We start from the raw sequence: 18,240 nt of genomic DNA on the forward strand, positions 1-18,240 counted from the left end.
ATTACATAGAAGGCCGTTATTCAACGGTCTTTTCTTTTTGTATAAACTCTTAAGGCAATATCCAACGATTATTCTATTATCTTTGCGGCAAAATCAGAATACATGCCAAAAAAGTTTGTTAAAGATCTCAATGTAGTCGAAAATAGGGCGCTAAACGCTACAAACTTTCTTATCAAAGTACAATCGGACACAAAACTGCCCGAAATAAAACCTGGACAATTTGTCAATATCGAAATAAAGGAAGCCGAAGAGATCTTTCTTCGCCGGCCATTTTCAGTATTTGAAGTGGATTACGAGAATAACATTATCTCAATGATCGTTAAAATTTTGGGGCGGGGATCGCGTAAACTTACAGAAATAGCAGTTGGGAGTAGGCTCAGTATTGTTTATCCATTGGGAAAAACTTTTACCTATCCGGCAGTAAACGATAAGATTCTGTTAATTGGTGGAGGTAGTGGAGTGGCGCCAATGCTTTTTTTAGCTAAAGAATCAGGATTGCCTGTAGAGAATGTTGATATTTTACTTGGGGCACGGTCAAAAGAAGACCATATTAATTTAAATAACTATAAAAAGTATGCGAATTTACATTATGCATCAGAAGACGGTTCGCTTGGAGAAAAAGGTTTTGTAACGCAGCATTCAATATTTACCGGCAACTTAAAATCATATAGTAAAATATATGCATGCGGTCCGGATGGTATGATGCGGGCCGTTGCAAAAGAAGCAAAGGCTACAAATGTATTTTGCGAAGTTTCGCTTGAGAACCTTATGGCCTGCGGATTTGGTGTATGTTTGTGTTGCATAGAGCCAACCAGCAAAGGCAACCAATGTGTATGTACTGATGGTCCGGTGTTTAACATTAATGATTTGAAATGGTAGATTTAAAGGTAAAATTACACGATATAGAATTTAAAAATCCGGTAACACTGGCATCGGGAACTTGTGGATTTGCGCGCGAAACGGCCGAATTCTTTGAACCTGGTCTACTTGGAGGTTATTTTCTGAAAGGTACAACGCTTAAAAACCGCGATGGTAACAATTATCCGCGAATGGCCGAAACGCCGTCGGGCATGTTAAATGCGGTTGGTTTACAAAATAAAGGAATAGATTACTTTATTGAAAACATATATCCTGAAATTGTTGACTATGATACACAGTTGGTTATAAATGTAAACGGGTCAACTGTTGAAGATTATATTGCTCTAACAGAGAAAGTTAATGAACTGGACAAAATAAACGCCATCGAACTCAATATTTCATGTCCTAATGTTAAGGAGGGTGGAATGGCATTTGGAGTGAGTTGTCCGGGGGCAGAAATGGTTACCCGCGAAGTAAGGAAGGTTTATGATAAGACCCTTATTGTAAAATTATCACCAAATGTTACTGATATTGCAGAAATTGCAAAAGCAGTGGAAGGGCAGGGTGCTGATGCTGTTTCGTTGGTTAATACCTTTTTAGGAATGGCCATTGATGCAGAAAAAAGACAACCGTTGTTATCTACTATTACCGGCGGATTATCAGGCCCGGCAATAAAACCTATTGCATTGCGCATGGTTTGGCAGGTTGCCAGAGCTGTTAAAATTCCTGTTGTTGGAATTGGCGGTATTATGACTGCTGCTGATGCCATTGAATTTATGCTGGCAGGAGCATCAATAGTACAGGTTGGTACGGCAATATTTAAAGACCCGATGATTCCGGTGAAGATTGTAGAAGGCATTGAAGATTATTTGAAACGCCATAATATGCTATCGGCCACCGAATTAATAGGGGCTTTACAAGAGTAGTGTATATTCACTATTGTGTACTTCTGTATATTACTTTTGTCATTCGATAAAATCTATCTCAGATAAATACTATTTAGTATTATTTCTCGTCATTTTAATGCTTAAGATTCATTTAACTCTATTTTTGCACAAAAATAAAATTGCAATCTGAACATTTCAATTTTTGTTCTGTTGTATTAAGTGCAAATAGCAAAACATAGATTAAAGTATTATATTATGGCAAGTTTTAATATTGTAATGCCTAAGCTGGGTGAAAGCATCCAGGAAGGCACGATAACAAAATGGTTCGTAAAAGAGGGTGATACCATCGAAGAAGATGATATGCTCTTTGAGGTAGCTACTGATAAGGTAGACTCAGAAATCCCGTCGCCAGTGGATGGCGTAATCACTAAAATTAATTATCCGGAAGATAGCCTTGTTGCTGTTGGAGAAGTTTTAGCGGTAGTTAGTCTTGATGGTGAGGTTGAAGCATCAGAAACAGAGACTGAAAGCAAAGAAGTAGCTGCAAAAACAGAAGATACACCTGTAAAAGCTGATATAACAGACGCTTCTGTTGACGACAGTAGAAAACTATCCAACCGATTCTATTCGCCTTTAGTAAAAACTATTGCTAAAGAAGAAAATGTATCGTTTGATGAGTTGGAAAGCATTGAAGGCTCTGGTGTTGGAGGCCGTGTTCAAAAGAAAGACATCATGGCTTATCTGGAAAGCAGAGACAGCTCTGCAGCACAGCCTGCTGCTATGAAGGAAAGCAAACCAGCTGCACCAGCAGCTCCTGTTTTGGAGAAAAAATCGGCACCTCCGGTTTCAGTAGGAGCAGGTGATACGGTTGTTGAAATGGATCGCGTTAGAAAACTGATTGCCGATCACATGGTGATGTCAAAACAAGTTTCGCCTCATGTTACTTCGGTTGTTGAAGCAGACGTAACGGAGTTGGTATTGTGGAGAAATAAAAACAAAGAGGCATTCCAGAAAAAATACGGCGACAAAATAACATTCATGCCTATTTTTACTGAAGCTGTTGCTGCAGCACTGGCTGAATTCCCAATGGTTAATTCTTCGGTTGATGGCGATAAAATCATTCTGAAAAAAGATATAAACGTTGGAATTGCTGTAGCTAAACCCGATGGAAACCTGATTGTTCCGGTTATTAAAAATGCCGAACAGCGAAACCTGGTGGGTTTAACGAAAGAATTAAACCGATTGGCTGATGCTGCTCGTAATAATAAGCTTGATCCTGCCGAAATTCAGGGAGGTACATTTACAATCACCAATTTTGGTTCATTCGGAAATATTATTGGAACACCAATTATTAACCAACCGCAAGTTGCTATTCTGGCAACAGGAATTATTGAGAAAAAACCAGCTGTTCTGGAAACACCAAGTGGCGATGTAATAGCAATTCGCCATAAAATGTATTTGTCTTTATCATACGATCATCGTATTGTTGATGGTGCATTGGGAGGAGCTTTCCTGCGTCGCATTGCTGATTACCTGGAACAATTTGATACAAACCGCGCAATTTAATTTATCATGAAAGATTTAAAAATACCAAAACAATATACTATTAAGAAAACTCCGAAGGAGACCTTAGAGAGTTGGTACCGGCTAATGAAAATTGGCCGCGCCATTGACGAAAAAGCACCCAACTACCTAAAACAGGCAATTGGCTGGTCGTATCATGCACCGTATGCCGGACACGATGGAATTCAGTTGGCTATCGGACAAAATTTTGAAAAGAACAAAGACCATTTATATATGTACTACCGCGATATGCTGACTGCCCTTGCAGGCGGAATGACATCGGAAGAAATCATATTAAACGGTATTTCTAAGGCAACCGACCCATCAAGTGGAGGGCGTCACATGTCGAATCACCTGGCAAAACCCGAGTGGAATATGCACAGTGTTTCATCGGCAACAGGAAACCATACCTTGCATGCTGTTGGAACCGGCCGCGCTATTAAATATTACGGCGAAAAAGCGGTTTCGATTAGTAGCCAGGGCGAATCATCAGTTAGTGAAGGTTATGTTTACGAAGCCATTACCGGTGCCGATAAAGAAGAATTGCCGGTAATATTTGTGGTGCAGGATAATGGTTATGGTATATCGGTACCTAAAAAGGATCAGACTGCACAACGTAAAGTAGCCAATAACTTTTCGGGTTTTAAAAATTTACGCATCATTCATTGTAACGGAAAAGACGTTTTTGATTCGATGAATGCAATGGCTGAAGCCAAACGTTATGCGATAGAAGAAAGTAAACCCGTTTTATTGCAGGCCAACTGTGTGCGTATGGGATCGCATTCAAATTCAGATGACCACTTGTTATATCGGTCGGAGGCCGAAAGAAATTATGTGGTTGATTACGATCCATTAGCAAAATACAGAAGATTATTGCTTCGTTACGATAGGTTTACTGAAGAAGAACTGGATAAAATTGATGCTGAAGTAAAAGCAGAAATTAAAGCTGCACATAAAGCGGCTATGGCTGCTCCTGACCCTGATCCGGCTTCAATTTACGATCATGTATTTTCAGAACCCATGGTTTCTGAAAAATACCCTGAAGGATTGCATAACGAAGAAGGGGAGAAAACAAAATTCATTACGGCTTTAAATGAGACCTTAAAAGCCGAGTTTCGCCATAATCCCGATACATTTATTTGGGGGCAGGATATGGCCAATAAAGATAAAGGTGGAATTTTTAACGTATCGAAAGGAATGCAGGCCGAGTTTGGAGAAAAGCGTGTTTTTAACGGTCCAATTGCTGAAGACTTTATTCTGGGAACAGCCAACGGCATGTCGCGATATGATAAAAAAATTCGTGTTGTAGTTGAAGGTGCCGAATTTGCCGATTATTTCTGGCCGGCTATGGAACAGTATGTTGATACCAGTCACGACTTGTGGCGATCGAACGGTAAATTTTCGCCAAATATAACCATTCGCCTGGCATCCGGAGGTTACATCGGTGGTGGCATGTATCATTCTCAAAATATTGAAGGTTCACTGGCTGCAATTCCGGGTGTACGTATTGTTTATCCGTCATTTGCAGATGATGCAGCCGGATTGCTGCGTACCTCGATGCGCTCAGAAGGTTTAACAATGTTTATGGAACCCAAAGCGCTTTACCAGGATCCGAAAGCTGCCACCGTTGTACCCGACGATTTTGAGGTTCCGTTCGGAAAAGCAAGAGTTCGGAGAGAAGGAAGTGATTTAACTCTTTTGACCTATGGAAATACAACACATTTAAGTCTTGAAGCAGCCGAAAAACTGGCGTCTGAAGGTATAGCCAATATCGAGGTTGTCGACTTACGATCGTTGATCCCATTGGATGAAGAAACAATTCTGAATTCAATTAAGAAAACCAATAAAGTTTTGGTAGTACATGAAGATAAAGTTTTTGGTGGTTTTGGAGGAGAGCTAAGTGCACTCATTAACGAAAAAGCTTTTGAATACCTTGACGCTCCTATTAAACGGGTTGGGTCGCCATTTACACCGGTAGGCTTTAACCGAATTCTTGAAAAGGCAATTTTACCCAATACTGAAGGTATTTATACCGCTGCTAAAGAATTAATTGAATATTAAAACGAAAAAAAATGAGCAAAACAGCAATTATATATAGTTACCATACTCAAAAATCAAAAAAAGTAGCAGAAAAAATTATCGCTGCTTTTGGAGAAAAAGAGCTTGAAGCAGTTAATGCTGAAGAATTAAAAAAAGAGGTGCTGGAAAAGTTCGACAACTTTATCTTAAGTGCTCCAACCTGGTTTGATGGCGAGTTACCTAATTACTGGGATGAATTTGTTCCGGATCTGGAAGAAATGGATCTTTCAAATAAAAAGTTTGCCATTTTTGGTCTTGGCGATCAAAAAGGTTATGCAGAAAACTTTTGTGATGCAATTGGTTTGCTGGCCGAGATTCTTGAAGATTGCGGTGCAACACTGGTTGGGCAAACATCCATAGAAGGATATACCTACGAATCGTCTAAAGCACAACGGGGCAACGTTTTCGTTGGATTGCCGATTGATCAGGAAAACCAGGCTCGTTTAACCAAAAAACGCGTTGAAGGCTGGGTAGAACAATTGAAAAAGGAATTTAGTTAATAAAAAGATAAGAAGAACACTTGCTATAAGGTTTTTCTATTTGCACAAAGGCTTTTGATGTTTTTATCAAAAGCCTTTTTTATATATGTAAACATCTTAATGCATTGTAAATGTATTGATTAATAATACTTGATATTTGGGGTGTACATATGTGTATTAAGAAACAATACTTTTCTACACAAATGTAAACTAACTTTATTGGGACTACACTATTATTTATAAATCTATTATTTACATTGGTTACCTTGCTTATATAAAAATACGGACACCTCAATGCTTTAATTATTGTTAAGTAGGAAAATAGTTTTTAAAATACGATTGTTATTAAGTATTTACATTATCCTTTAAATTGCCTTGGCATTAGTTTTCCGTTCGTATTAATTGATTAATTTTGTGGCTTCGAATTATAAAAAGATATTTACCGTGCCTGAAACTAGATACATATTTGTTACCGGTGGAGTTACTTCGTCGTTGGGAAAAGGTATTTTAGCCTCGTCGCTTGCTAAGCTATTACAATCGCGGGGTTATAATGTAACCATTCAAAAATTGGATCCATATATCAATGTTGATCCCGGAACGCTTAATCCGTATGAACATGGTGAGTGTTTTGTAACTGAAGACGGAGCTGAAACAGATCTTGATCTCGGACACTACGAGCGATTCCTGAATACAGCAACCTCGCAAGCCAACAATGTCACTACCGGAAGAATCTACCAGTCAGTAATTGATAAAGAGCGCCGCGGCGACTACCTGGGAAAAACAGTTCAGATTATACCGCATATTACCGATGAAATAAAGCGCCGAATAAAAATACTGGGCTCAAAAGGTAAATACGACATTGTAATTACTGAAATTGGTGGTACGGTTGGCGATATTGAATCGTTACCATATATTGAAGCCGTTCGTCAGTTAAAATGGGAACTTGGAAGCAAATCGCTTGTCATTCATTTAACACTTGTTCCTTACCTTTCTGCTACGGGCGAATTAAAAACCAAACCAACCCAGCACTCGGTTAAAATGTTGCTCGAAACAGGAGTTCAGCCTGATATCCTGGTGCTAAGGACCGAGCACGATATTGAGCTGTCGGTTCGTAAAAAAGTAGCACTTTTCTGCAATGTTGGACTCGATTCTGTTATTCAATCGGTAAATGTGCCTACGATTTACGATGTACCATTAAAAATGTTGGAAGAGAAGCTCGATATAACAGTACTTAAAAAGCTTGGACTTACCATCAATGAAGACATCGACCTTTCGGCATGGAATGACTTTTTGTTGCGCCATAAAAATCCAACCCAAACTGTTGAAATAGGATTGGTTGGAAAATATGTGGAGCTTCATGATGCCTACAAATCAATTGCAGAGGCGCTTGTACATGCCGGAGCTGAAAACAGTTGCAAGGTAAAAATTAACTGGATTCATTCTGAAGAGATAAGCCCGGAGACCGTTGAAGAACAGTTAAAAGGATTGAATGGAATAATTGTAGCTCCGGGATTTGGCCACCGGGGAATGAAAGGGAAAATTCTGGCCGCAAAATATGCACGGGAAAATAATGTTACATTTTTGGGTATTTGTTTAGGTATGCAGGTTGCTGTTATCGAATTTGCCCGAAATGTTATTCAGCTGGAAAGCGCCGATTCATCTGAAATGAATCCGAAAACACCGCATCCTGTAATTGATTTAATGGAACAACAAAAGGGCATTACCAATTATGGTGGTACGATGCGTTTGGGAGCATACGAGTGTAGAATTATTGATGAAGACTCAAACGTAAGTAAGGCATATAATAAACTTACCGTTTTTGAAAGACACCGTCATCGCTACGAATTTAACGAAACCTATCGTCAGCAATATATTGATGCAGGTATGGTACCAACCGGAATAAATCCGGATACCGACCTGGTTGAAATTGTTGAAATACCAGAGCACAAATGGTTTGTTGGTGTACAATTCCACCCGGAATACCGCAGTACCGTGCTTAATCCCCATCCGTTGTTTATTGATTTTATTAAGAACTCATTACCTAAATAAAAAATGGATAAAAAGTCGATTATTGGAATCGTATTGATCTTTGCCATACTGGTTGTTTTCTCATTGATTAACCAGCCATCAAAGGAAGAGGTTGAAGCAGCAAAGCAACGACGCGATTCAATTGCTCAGGTTGAAGCCCAGAAAGCACTGGAACTGCAGAAATTGCAGAACGAACAGCAAACTATGCAAAACGCAGCCTTGCAGGCTGATACTGCTGTTCAAAATCAAATAATGCAGGAAAAAATGCAACAGTTGGGGGCATTTGGTTCTGCAACTATTGGAAACGAAGAATTTAGTACACTTGAAAATAACCAGGTAAAAATTACCTTTTCGAATAAAGGTGGCCGAATTTATTCGGTAGAGCTAAAAGATTACCAAACCCACGACTCGCTGCCACTTATATTATTTGAAGGCGACGAAACATTGTTTGGCTTAAACTTTTTTGCTCAAAACCGCAGCATTACTACCGATGAGCTGTTTTTTGAACAGGTTGGCGGAACACGAGACATTGTTGTAAATGGACCTGACGTACCAAAAGGCGATGAAGGACGACAGAAATTCAATAAAGAAAATCCGGGAGGTGAAGAGTCGGTAACATTCCGTTTGGAAGTGGCTCCGGGTAATTTTATAGAGTACGTTTATACCTTGGCATACAACTCATTTATAGTTGATTTTGATGTAAATATGCAAGGAATGGACAATTACATCTCACGAAATCAATCATACCTGAATTTCACATGGGCCTTTGATGTACCGCGCCAGGAACATTACTCGCGTTTTGGCGAAGACCGTTACACCTATATTACCTACAAGTTTTTTGAGGACGAAACTGATAATCTGGATAAAAACAAATCAGACGAGGAAGACCTTACCACACGTGTAAAATGGATTGGATTTAAACAGCTATTTTTTAGCTCTACACTAATTGCCAACGAATCTTTTCCAAACGCCCAGGTTCGTCAGGAAAAGTTTAAATACGAAGATAACACTGAATATCTTGGTAATTTCAGGGCCGATATTGCCGTGCCGTTTAACGGTACCCAGAATGAAAATATAGGCATGCAGTTCTATTTCGGGCCAAACCACTATCAAACGCTAAAACAATATGGCCACGATATGGAACGCCAGATTGATTTAGGTTATGCCATTGTTCGTCCGGTTAACAGGTATGTAATTATTCCGGTTTTTAACTGGCTGCGTCGCTCTATCGATAACTTTGGTATTATAATATTGCTGCTTACCCTAATGATTAAGGTGGTTCTGTTTCCATTCACCTACAAATCATATATGTCTCAGGCTAAAATGCGTGCATTAAAACCCGAGGTTGACGAAATAAATGCCAAATTCCCCGGGCAGGAAAAAGCTATGGAAAAGCAGCAGGCTACCATGGCTTTATACCGAAAAGCAGGAGTAAACCCAATGGGTGGATGTTTACCCATGGTATTGCAAATGCCCATTTTGTTTGCCATGTTCTTTTTCTTTCCAACATCCATAGAGTTAAGAGGTGAAAGTTTCCTGTGGGCAAAAGATTTATCTACTTACGATTCAATTTTAAGCTGGGATTTCACCATTCCGTTAATCGGGAATTTCATGGGTAACCACTTGAGTTTGTTTACCATTTTAATGACAATTACAACCATCATTTCTACCAAATTAAGTCAATCGGCTACATCAACCCAGGGAATGCCCGGAATGAAAACCATGATGTACATGATGCCTGTGATGTTCTTTTTCTTACTCAACAGCTATCCGTCAGGCTTGAGTTATTATTACTTCCTGGCCAACCTTATTACCATTGGGCAAACGTACCTTATTCGGTCGTTTGTTGATGAAGACAAAATTAGAGCACAGTTGCAAGCCAATAAAAAGAAACCGGCTAAAAAGCCTTCGAATTTCCAAAAACGATTGGAAGAAATGGCAAAACAACGTGGTGTGCAAACACCTAAGAAAAAGTAAGCTTACCGTAAAAATAAAAAGCCGCATTGAGTTATTCTCAATGCGGCTTTTTTAGTTCAAAACATCAAATACTTTAATCGTACCTGTGCTCTTCAGCACTTGGCTTTTCGTCATCACATTCGCAACGTCTTCCAAGTCCTTTTTCGTATTGTTCAAGTGCTCTTAAGCTCATCCCCATATTCGAGAAACCACCATCGTGAAAAAGGTTTTGCATGGTAACTTTTTTGGTAAGGTCAGAGAACATCGTAATACAATAATCGGCACATTCATCACCGGTAGCATTACCAAGTGGCGACATACGCTCCGAGAAGTCCATTAATCGATCGAAACCTTTAACGCCGTTACCAGCAGTGGTAATAGTAGGCGATTGCGAGATTGTATTTACCCGAACACGACGTTCGCGGCCATAGATATATCCAAAACTGCGGGCAATCGATTCAAGCAATGCTTTGGCATCGGCCATATCATTATACCCAAAAAATGTACGCTGTGCCGCAACATACGACAATGCCAATACTGATCCCCATTCGTTTATTGCATCAAGTTTTCGTGCCACCTGAAGCACTTTGTGAAAAGAAACTGCCGAAACATCAAGTGTTTTATCCAGGTAGTTATAATCCAAATCAGAATAATGCCGGCCCTTTCGAACATTTGGCGACATCCCGATTGAGTGGAGTACAAAATCAATTTTTCCACCCAATACTTCCATAGATTTGTTAAACAAATTTTTTAAATCATCTACATTGGTAGCATCAGCTCCAATAACCTCAGCGTTTAATTGCTCTCCCAATTGATTTGTTTCGCCCATGCGAATCGCAACCGGAGTATTTGATAATGTAAGTGTGGCGCCTTCTTCGTGGGCTCTCACTGCCACTTTCCAGGCAATTGAATCGGGATTTAAAGCCCCAAAAATAATTCCCTTTTTTCCTTGTAATAAATTGTTACCCATAATTAGTTTTTATGAAACGTGCTCGTTTTTCTGTTAACAAACACTACAATGATTATTTGTTTGCATGCTTACTATGCTATCCATTTAAACAAAAACAAACAGTTAAAAATTTGCCTGCAAAGTTAATTCAGTCTGTTTAAATTATTCGCTATCGTTTGTTTTTACCTTTCAATGTCAGCATTTTTAACTTTTCATATCGAATTTTGTTCAAAACCATTCGAAAAAATGATGGATTATGAGCAAAAGCTGCTAAAAGCTATTTTATATCGCTGGTTCTTTTTTTAGCTTTGAGCTGAAATAAAAACAAATTTAAATGAAATAAGCATGAGCTATTTGAGCAAATTGGCAAATAACCAATATCATGTGCGTTACAGCTTATACCTTAAAAAACCATCAATTTAAATAAAATGAAAAAAGCACTTCTTTTACTGGTGGCAGCAGCCTTTGCTTTTGGCTGTTCAACCAATACAAAAAACAAAACACAGGAACAACAAATGAATGTAAACACTGAAATAAAACAAAAGGCCGATGAGTTTGCGACATTTAAATTAACCACTGATTTAAGTGTTTTAAGCGAAAAAGAAAAACAAATGTTGCCCATGCTTTTTGAAGCCGCACAGTTAATGGAAGCAATTTACTGGCAGCAGGCGTTTGGCAACAAGGAGGAACTTTGCAATAAAAACTGGGATGAAGCTACCCGAAAGTTTATACAAATAAACTACGGCCCATGGGAACGCTTAAATGCCAATAAATCATTTCTAGCCGACTATGGAGACAAACCTGCTGGTGCAAATTTTTATCCGGCAGATATGACCAAAGAAGAATTTGAAGCATGGGACAATTCAAGCAAAACAAGCTTGTACACTTTGATCCGTAGGGGCGAAGATGGCAGTCTGCAATCCATTCCCTACCACATCGCATTTGAAAAAGAAATTAAAAAAGCTGCAGAATTATTAATGCAGGCCGCAGAATTGGCAGAAGAACCCGGATTAAAAAAATACCTTGAAGAACGGGCTAAAGCATTACTTACCGATGAGTATTTCAACAGCGATGTGGCCTGGATGGAAATGAAAAACAATACCATCGAATTTATTGTTGGGCCCATTGAAAATTACGAAGACCAACTATACGGCTATAAAGCAGCGCACGAATCGTTTATTTTAATTAAAGACAAAGCATGGAGTAAGAAGCTGGAAAAATATGCATCGCTGCTACCTGGCCTTCAAAAAGCATTGCCTTGCGAACAAGCCTACAAAAACGAAACTCCGGGTATGGATTCAGACATGAATGTTTATGACGCTATTTATTATGCCGGAGATTGCAATGCCGGTAGTAAAACCATTGCCATAAATTTACCCAACGACGAAGTGGTTCGCGAAACAAAAGGAAGCCGAAAGCTGCAACTGAAAAACTCGATGCAGGCAAAATTTGATAAAATACTGGTTCCGATTGCCGACGTACTTATTGCCGAAAACCAACGTCAGCATGTAAAATTCGATGCATTTTTTGAAAATACCATGTTTCATGAAGTGGCACATGGCCTGGGACTCGGAAATACAGTTGACCAAAGCACAACCGTTCGCGAATCCCTTAAAGATGCTTACACATCTATTGAGGAAAGTAAAGCAGACATATTAGGATTATGGTGTGTGTACCAGCTTAATGAAATGGGCGAACTCGGAGAAAAAGACATGATGGATAACTTTGTTACTTTTATGGCTGGCATCTTCCGATCCGTACGCTTTGGAGCTGCCAGTGCTCATGGAAAAGCCAATATGATGCGTTTCTATTACTTCCAGGAAACAGGTGCTTTTACCCGCGACGAAACTAATGGAACCTACCGTGTTGATTACGATAAAATGAAAGCAGCCATGTTAAATCTTTCTGAAATGATTCTGAAAATTCAGGGCGATGGCGATTATGAAACTGCCAAAAAAATGCTGGAAGAAAAAGGCTTTATCCGGGAAGCATTGCAAAAAGACCTGGATAGGATAGGAGAGGCCGGAATTCCGCGAGACATAGTTTTTGAGCAAGGAGCAGAGGTGTTAGGATTGTAGCAAAAAGTTTTAGATATATGGCCGGGTAGATAATCTGCCCGGCCTTTTTTTTGCTTCTTGAAATTCGGAGTTATCACCGGTTTAACAAGTTATTAACAACCATTAATTTATTTTCTGCGTTATATTTGTACCATGCAAGGGCTAAAAAAAATAGCAAGTTTACTTTTGGGAGCGATATTTCTTTTATCAGCTTCAGGCTTTAACTTGTATAAAAGCCACTGTTCGTGCTCCGGCAAAGAATACACCAGCATAATTATAAAACCTGCTACCTGCGAAACCGAGTTCCATAATCATCACAAACACGATAATTTAAATAACGAAATTGCTTGTTCGGGAAATGAGTGTCACGAATGTCACAGTTGCGATGGCCATGCCGACTCATGCGGATGCGATTCACCGGAATCCTTCTTCATTAAACTAAAAGACAAAGCCATAGATGAAGAAGTTAAATTTGTATCAACACAACCCATTGAGCTGGAAATCGCAAGTACAAGCCTTTTTGAAAAGCTGATTAGCATTGATAATCAGCCAGAAAATCAAAAATTCTACTCAGATCCTCCGCCTTTAATTACTTCTTCATTCGATTTTTTAATCGAAATACACCGGCTTAAAATCCCTTCGCTTGCTTAAGTAAAGTTCTTTTCTAAGAACTGTTTTTTACCCTTTTATACTTTGGGTAAATCCGAAATGGCAGAAGTTGCCATTTCCATAACTACTTTTTAGGATCATTAAATCTTAAGCAAAATGAAGAAATATATTTTACTATTATTTTTTATACTTCCCGCGTTTACTAATGCACAAACAGTAAGTGGCGTTGTATTTAGTAACGACGAAAGTGGGCAAGAGCCTTTGCCCGGTGTTAATATTGTTTGGGAGGGAAGCAGTGAAGGTACTGCCTCAAAAGCTGACGGGAGCTTTAAATTGAATAGAAAAAACGGACAACATATGCTGGTGTTTAGTTTTGTGGGGTACAAGCCACAAACAGTTCACGTGCATGGCGAAGAACCGATTGCGGTGGTACTTCAGCCCAATCTGGAGATTGAAGAAGTTACAGTAATCAAAAAAAACAGAGGTACTTATCTGTCCGTGATTAATCCAATACAAACAGAAAACATTAGCAATGCCGAACTCCATAAGGCAGCTTGCTGTAACCTGGCCGAAAGTTTTGAAACAAACCCATCGGTTGATGTAAGCTACAGCGATGCCATAACTGGGGCTAAACAAATTAAGTTGTTGGGTTTAGATGGCACCTACTCGCAGCTACAGGTTGAAAATATGCCCAACCTTCGCGGACTGGCTACTACTTTCGGATTAACTTATATTCCTGGCCCATGGCTCGAGTCTATCCAGGTTTCAAAAGGGGCAGCTTCGGTTTTAAATGGTTACGAATCAATTGCCGGACAGATTAATGCTGAACTGAAAAAACCGGATAGCGAAGAAAAACTGTTTCTAAATGTGTTTAGAAATTACGAAGGCCGTTCAGAGTTTAACGGCAACACTAACATTAAAGTTAAAGGCGATACCGTAACAACAGGAATATTGGTGCATGCCAGCAACCTTTCAAAAGAAAACGACCATAACCATGATGGTTTTCTCGATTCGCCTTTGTCGCGCACATTTGAGCTGGCTAACCGTTGGAAATACAACAATCACAATGGTGCAATGGCGCAGGCAGGTATTACAGTACTTGCTGAAGATCGTCTGGGCGGGCAGGTTGGTGCCGACCGGGATATGACGCCATCTGTTGACAACCCTTATGGCGTGAACATTAAAAACAATCGATTTGATGCCTTTTTTAAATCCGGAATAGTTTCAAAAGATTCGCACTCGGCACTGGCAATTCTAAGCAATTTTGCTTTGCACGAAACCGAATCGTATTACGGATTAACAACGTACAATGCCAACGAAACAAGGTTTTATGGAAATTTGGTTTACACCCGCGATTTGGATAAAAATGCATTTCATGTATTAAACAGCGGTGTAAGTTTTATTTACGATGATTTTAGCGAAAAACTGTATAACCGGCAAATTGAGCGCACAGAAAAGGTTCCGGGTCTGTTTACTGAATACACATTTAAACCCAACGAGAATCTTACTTTAATGGCAGGTATCAGGGCCGACTGGCATAACATATTTGGAAGCTTTGTTACACCGCGCATGCATTTTCGTTATCGATTTGCTGAGCATTTTACCATTCGTACCAGCGCCGGAAAAGGTTACCGTACGGCCAATGTACTTTCCGAAAACATTTACATGTTGGCCAATTCGCGCCCCATTACCTGGACTGCCGATGCCATGCAGGAAGAAGCCTGGAATTATGGTTTTGCATTTATTCAAAACTATAAGCTTCTTGGACGTGACCTGAATATAAATGCAGAATTCTTTCGGACTGATTTTCAGAGCAAGCTGGTACTCGATCGCGAATCGTCATCTGAATACATTCTATTACTGCCATCAACAGAAAAAGCCTACGCCAATAGCCTGCAGTTAGATGTAAGATGGCAACCCATTGAGCGGCTGGATTTGTTACTTGCCTACCGGATAAACGAAATAAAAGAAACCATAGGCGGCCAATTAAAAAAGGCCCCCTTAAGCAGCGATTACAAAGGTTTGATTAATCTGAATTACACCACCAACTTAAAGAAATGGATGTTTGATTATACCATTCAGTTTAACGGTGGCGGGCGAATTCCTTACGTATACGAAGAGTGGATGGACAGGGTTGATATGGAAACTAATTTTGCCGAATTTTCGCCTTATACCATTATGAATGCACAGGTAACCAAGTATTTTAGGTATTGGAATATCTACCTGGGGGTTGAGAACCTGACTGATTTTACGCAAGACAATCCGATACGTGGTGCCGACGATCCGTATGGTTCTGAATTTAGTGCTACCAATATTTGGGGCCCTACCATGGGACGAAAAATTTACCTTGGATTACGTTTTAAGTTAAACTATGAGTAAGAGCGTACACTAACAATAAAAATTATAGAAATGAAAAAACTTATTTTACTATTGGTTATTGCTTTGTTTTCCGGACTTAACGCCTCGGAAACCCTGGCACAGAAGAAAGGAAACAGCATTGTTTGTTTTAAAAGTGACATGGATTGTTTGCAGTGCGAAAAAACGGTTACCGAATACCTGAAATTTGAAAAAGGGGTGAAAGACCTGAAAGTTGACCACGCTTCAAACACCATTTTAGTGGAATACAAAGAAGGTAAAAACACCGATGAAAAACTGGCTGCAGCCATAAAGAAAAAAGGCTACAAAGCGGAAAAAATTACAATTAAACAATACGATGAACTTATAGAACATATACACGAGCATGGCCATGAACACAATCATGAAGTGCACCGGGAAAGAAAATAATATCATTTTATTCAACAATAGGGCTGCTAGTTTACGGCAGCCTTTTTTGCTTTTTATTGCTTCCATATTCTGCTAAATTCCGATCTTTGAAATAAAAACTATGCAGCCTGTAATCGACCACATTGAAATTACGGTAAAAGACCTGAATGAAGCCATAACATTTTACGACTATTTTTTACCCCTGGTAGGTTTTAATCTGAAAAACAAAGCTCAAGCCTTTATTGCCAGCCACGATAAACAAGTTGTAGAATATACGCATCCCAACTTTGCCATTGCACTTACTTCTCCGCGCGAATCGCTAAAAAACGAACAAGTACACCGGCGCCGGCCCGGAGCATTACACCACCTGGCATTTAAAGCCGAAAAACGAGCAGATGTTGATTTTATATATCACCAACTTCTCGCTTTCAATGCAAATATTGTTGCGCCTCCACAATTATACCCTGAATATCATCAAAATTATTATGCCGTATTTTTTAAAGATCCGGACGGGATTAAGCTTGAGGTGGTTTGCCAGAAAGGAGTATGAATCGCTTCATTTTTTATGTCTCGTGCGGGGTTTCATCAATTCAATAATAAAACATTATTATTAATGCATACAGTCCGAAAACACCAGACAACCACAAAACAATAGTTAGTTTTGTGATAATGAAACTCAAGCAGAAATACAATAAATTCCCTTTTGATACTCAAAAAGTTCCGTTTTTTTATGGCTGGGTAATTTTAGTTGTTGCTACCATTGGCATTTTAGTAAGTGCTCCGGGGCAAACCATGGGGGTTTCAACATTTACCGATTATTTGTTGGAAAATATTGGTATCAGCCGCGACCAGCTTAGCACGGCTTACATGTTTGGCACCATTGCCAGCTCGCTGGTACTTACCTACGCCGGAAAATTATACGATAAATACGGTGCACGATGGGTGGGCATGGCCACTGCTCTGGTATTGGCAATGGTTTTGGTTCTGATGAGCCAGTCGGACCGGATAATAAAATTACTTACTGCTCCTAATTCGAGTGCTTATGCCGGTGTGGCTATTGCTGTTTTAATTATTTTCTTTTTTATGCTTCGTTTTTCGGGGCAGGGCGTGTTAACCATGGTTTCGCGCAACATGCTAATGAAATGGTTTATTGCCCGCAGGGGCCTCGTAAACGGCATTTCATCGGTATTTGTATCGCTGGGCTTTGCCACTGCACCACTCACTTTCGACATGCTGATTCAAGAAACCTCGTGGCGCCATGCCTGGTTGCTTATGGCAGCATTCATCGGCCTGTTTTTTACTGCATTTGTTTTTCTGTTTTTTCGCGATAATCCGGAAGATATCAATATGGTTGCCGATGGAGAAAAGCATGCCAATAAAGAGCACAATGTAATTATAAAACCATTTAAACAGTTTTCATTAAATGAAGCCCGCAGCAATATAACCTTTTGGTTGTTTGCTATTCCGCTTTCAATATATTCGCTTTATGTAACCGGCTTTACATTTCATTTGGTTTCGCTGTTTACCGAGGCCGGAATTAGCCGCGAGAAGGCATTGGCTGTTTTTATTCCGGTTTCCCTTATTTCGGTATCTTTTGCATTGGTGGGCGGATGGATTAGCGACCGTATAAAACTTCAATACCTGCTGTGGCTGATGTTATTGGCCGAAATTATAGCTCTGTTTTCATTGGCTAAAATTAGCAGCGATATTTTCTACTATACTTTTATTATTGGAAACGGAATTGTAAGTGGTATTTTTAATGTACTTATGGCTGTTACCTGGCCCCGCTTTTATGGTCGCGAACATTTAGGACAAATTACCGGTTTTGTAATGGCGCTTATTGTATTTGGTAGTGCATTGGGACCCATTTTGTTTAGTTTATCGTTTTCGCAGTTCGGAACATACAGCCTTGGTATATATGTACTGGTGGGGATACTGTTACTTATTACAGCTCTGGTTTTTAAAGCACATAACCCGCAAGATAAATTAGGGGAATAAGCATTTGTCAATTT

Annotated in this window: 14 protein-coding genes; 13 read left to right on the top strand and 1 reads right to left on the bottom strand. The window is 39.5% G+C overall.

Going from position 1 to position 18,240, the window contains the following annotated elements; genetic code table 11:
- Window positions 1-102 precede the first annotated feature (102 nt).
- The 7 genes from QZ574_RS17600 to yidC all read left to right on the top strand — a co-directional run bounded on the left by QZ574_RS17600 (window position 103) and on the right by yidC (window position 9,871).
- Complete coding sequence (locus QZ574_RS17600; protein WP_297091970.1) at window positions 103-879, top strand: dihydroorotate dehydrogenase electron transfer subunit; 777 nt, start codon at window positions 103-105, stop codon at window positions 877-879.
- Window positions 873-1,784 (top strand): dihydroorotate dehydrogenase, encoded by a 912-nt coding sequence (locus QZ574_RS17605; protein ID WP_297091972.1) that lies wholly within the window; start codon window positions 873-875, stop codon window positions 1,782-1,784. Before QZ574_RS17600 ends, QZ574_RS17605 begins: the two co-directional genes overlap by 7 nt.
- A gap of 216 nt (window positions 1,785-2,000) precedes the next feature.
- Entirely contained in the window at window positions 2,001-3,311 is a 1,311-nt protein-coding gene (locus QZ574_RS17610) for a dihydrolipoamide acetyltransferase family protein (RefSeq protein WP_297091974.1), read from the top strand.
- 6 nt (window positions 3,312-3,317) lie between these two features.
- Window positions 3,318-5,369 carry an alpha-ketoacid dehydrogenase subunit alpha/beta gene (locus QZ574_RS17615; protein WP_297091976.1) on the top strand — a complete coding sequence of 684 codons (2,052 nt, stop codon included), beginning with the start codon at window positions 3,318-3,320 and terminating at the stop codon, window positions 5,367-5,369.
- A gap of 11 nt (window positions 5,370-5,380) precedes the next feature.
- Window positions 5,381-5,887, top strand: coding sequence for a flavodoxin (locus QZ574_RS17620; RefSeq protein WP_297091978.1), 507 nt, complete (start codon window positions 5,381-5,383; stop codon window positions 5,885-5,887).
- A 423-nt stretch (window positions 5,888-6,310) separates the two neighbouring features.
- Entirely contained in the window at window positions 6,311-7,915 is a 1,605-nt protein-coding gene (locus QZ574_RS17625; protein ID WP_297091980.1) for a CTP synthase, read from the top strand.
- A 3-nt stretch (window positions 7,916-7,918) separates the two neighbouring features.
- Window positions 7,919-9,871, top strand: a complete 1,953-nt coding sequence (yidC, locus tag QZ574_RS17630; RefSeq protein ID WP_297091981.1) for a membrane protein insertase YidC — start codon at window positions 7,919-7,921, stop codon at window positions 9,869-9,871.
- Between the two features lie 73 nt (window positions 9,872-9,944).
- On the opposite strand, the gene QZ574_RS17635 is transcribed toward yidC, so the two are convergent.
- Window positions 9,945-10,820, bottom strand: a complete 876-nt coding sequence (locus QZ574_RS17635; protein WP_297091983.1) for an SDR family oxidoreductase — start codon at window positions 10,818-10,820, stop codon at window positions 9,945-9,947.
- Window positions 10,821-11,227: 407 nt separating this feature from the next.
- On the opposite strand from QZ574_RS17635, the gene QZ574_RS17640 reads away from it, so the two are divergent.
- The 6 genes from QZ574_RS17640 (at window position 11,228) to QZ574_RS17665 (ending at window position 18,226) form a co-directional block, all read left to right on the top strand.
- Window positions 11,228-12,877, top strand: coding sequence for a Zn-dependent hydrolase (locus tag QZ574_RS17640; RefSeq protein WP_297091985.1), 1,650 nt, complete (start codon window positions 11,228-11,230; stop codon window positions 12,875-12,877).
- A gap of 132 nt (window positions 12,878-13,009) precedes the next feature.
- Complete coding sequence (locus QZ574_RS17645) at window positions 13,010-13,507, top strand: hypothetical protein (protein WP_297091987.1); 498 nt, start codon at window positions 13,010-13,012, stop codon at window positions 13,505-13,507.
- A 114-nt stretch (window positions 13,508-13,621) separates the two neighbouring features.
- Window positions 13,622-15,844, top strand: coding sequence for a TonB-dependent receptor (locus QZ574_RS17650; RefSeq protein ID WP_297091989.1), 2,223 nt, complete (start codon window positions 13,622-13,624; stop codon window positions 15,842-15,844).
- Between the two features lie 30 nt (window positions 15,845-15,874).
- The gene (locus QZ574_RS17655) at window positions 15,875-16,249 is read left to right on the top strand and encodes a heavy-metal-associated domain-containing protein (RefSeq protein ID WP_297091991.1); all 375 of its coding nucleotides are present in this window, start codon (window positions 15,875-15,877) and stop codon (window positions 16,247-16,249) included.
- Between the two features lie 100 nt (window positions 16,250-16,349).
- Window positions 16,350-16,778 carry a VOC family protein gene (locus QZ574_RS17660; protein WP_297091993.1) on the top strand — a complete coding sequence of 143 codons (429 nt, stop codon included), beginning with the start codon at window positions 16,350-16,352 and terminating at the stop codon, window positions 16,776-16,778.
- A 119-nt stretch (window positions 16,779-16,897) separates the two neighbouring features.
- Window positions 16,898-18,226 carry an MFS transporter gene (locus tag QZ574_RS17665; RefSeq protein WP_297091995.1) on the top strand — a complete coding sequence of 443 codons (1,329 nt, stop codon included), beginning with the start codon at window positions 16,898-16,900 and terminating at the stop codon, window positions 18,224-18,226.
- Window positions 18,227-18,240: the final 14 nt, after the last annotated feature.

The sequence above is a fragment of the uncultured Draconibacterium sp. genome (genome assembly GCF_913063105.1).
GTDB lineage: Bacteria > Bacteroidota > Bacteroidia > Bacteroidales > Prolixibacteraceae > Draconibacterium.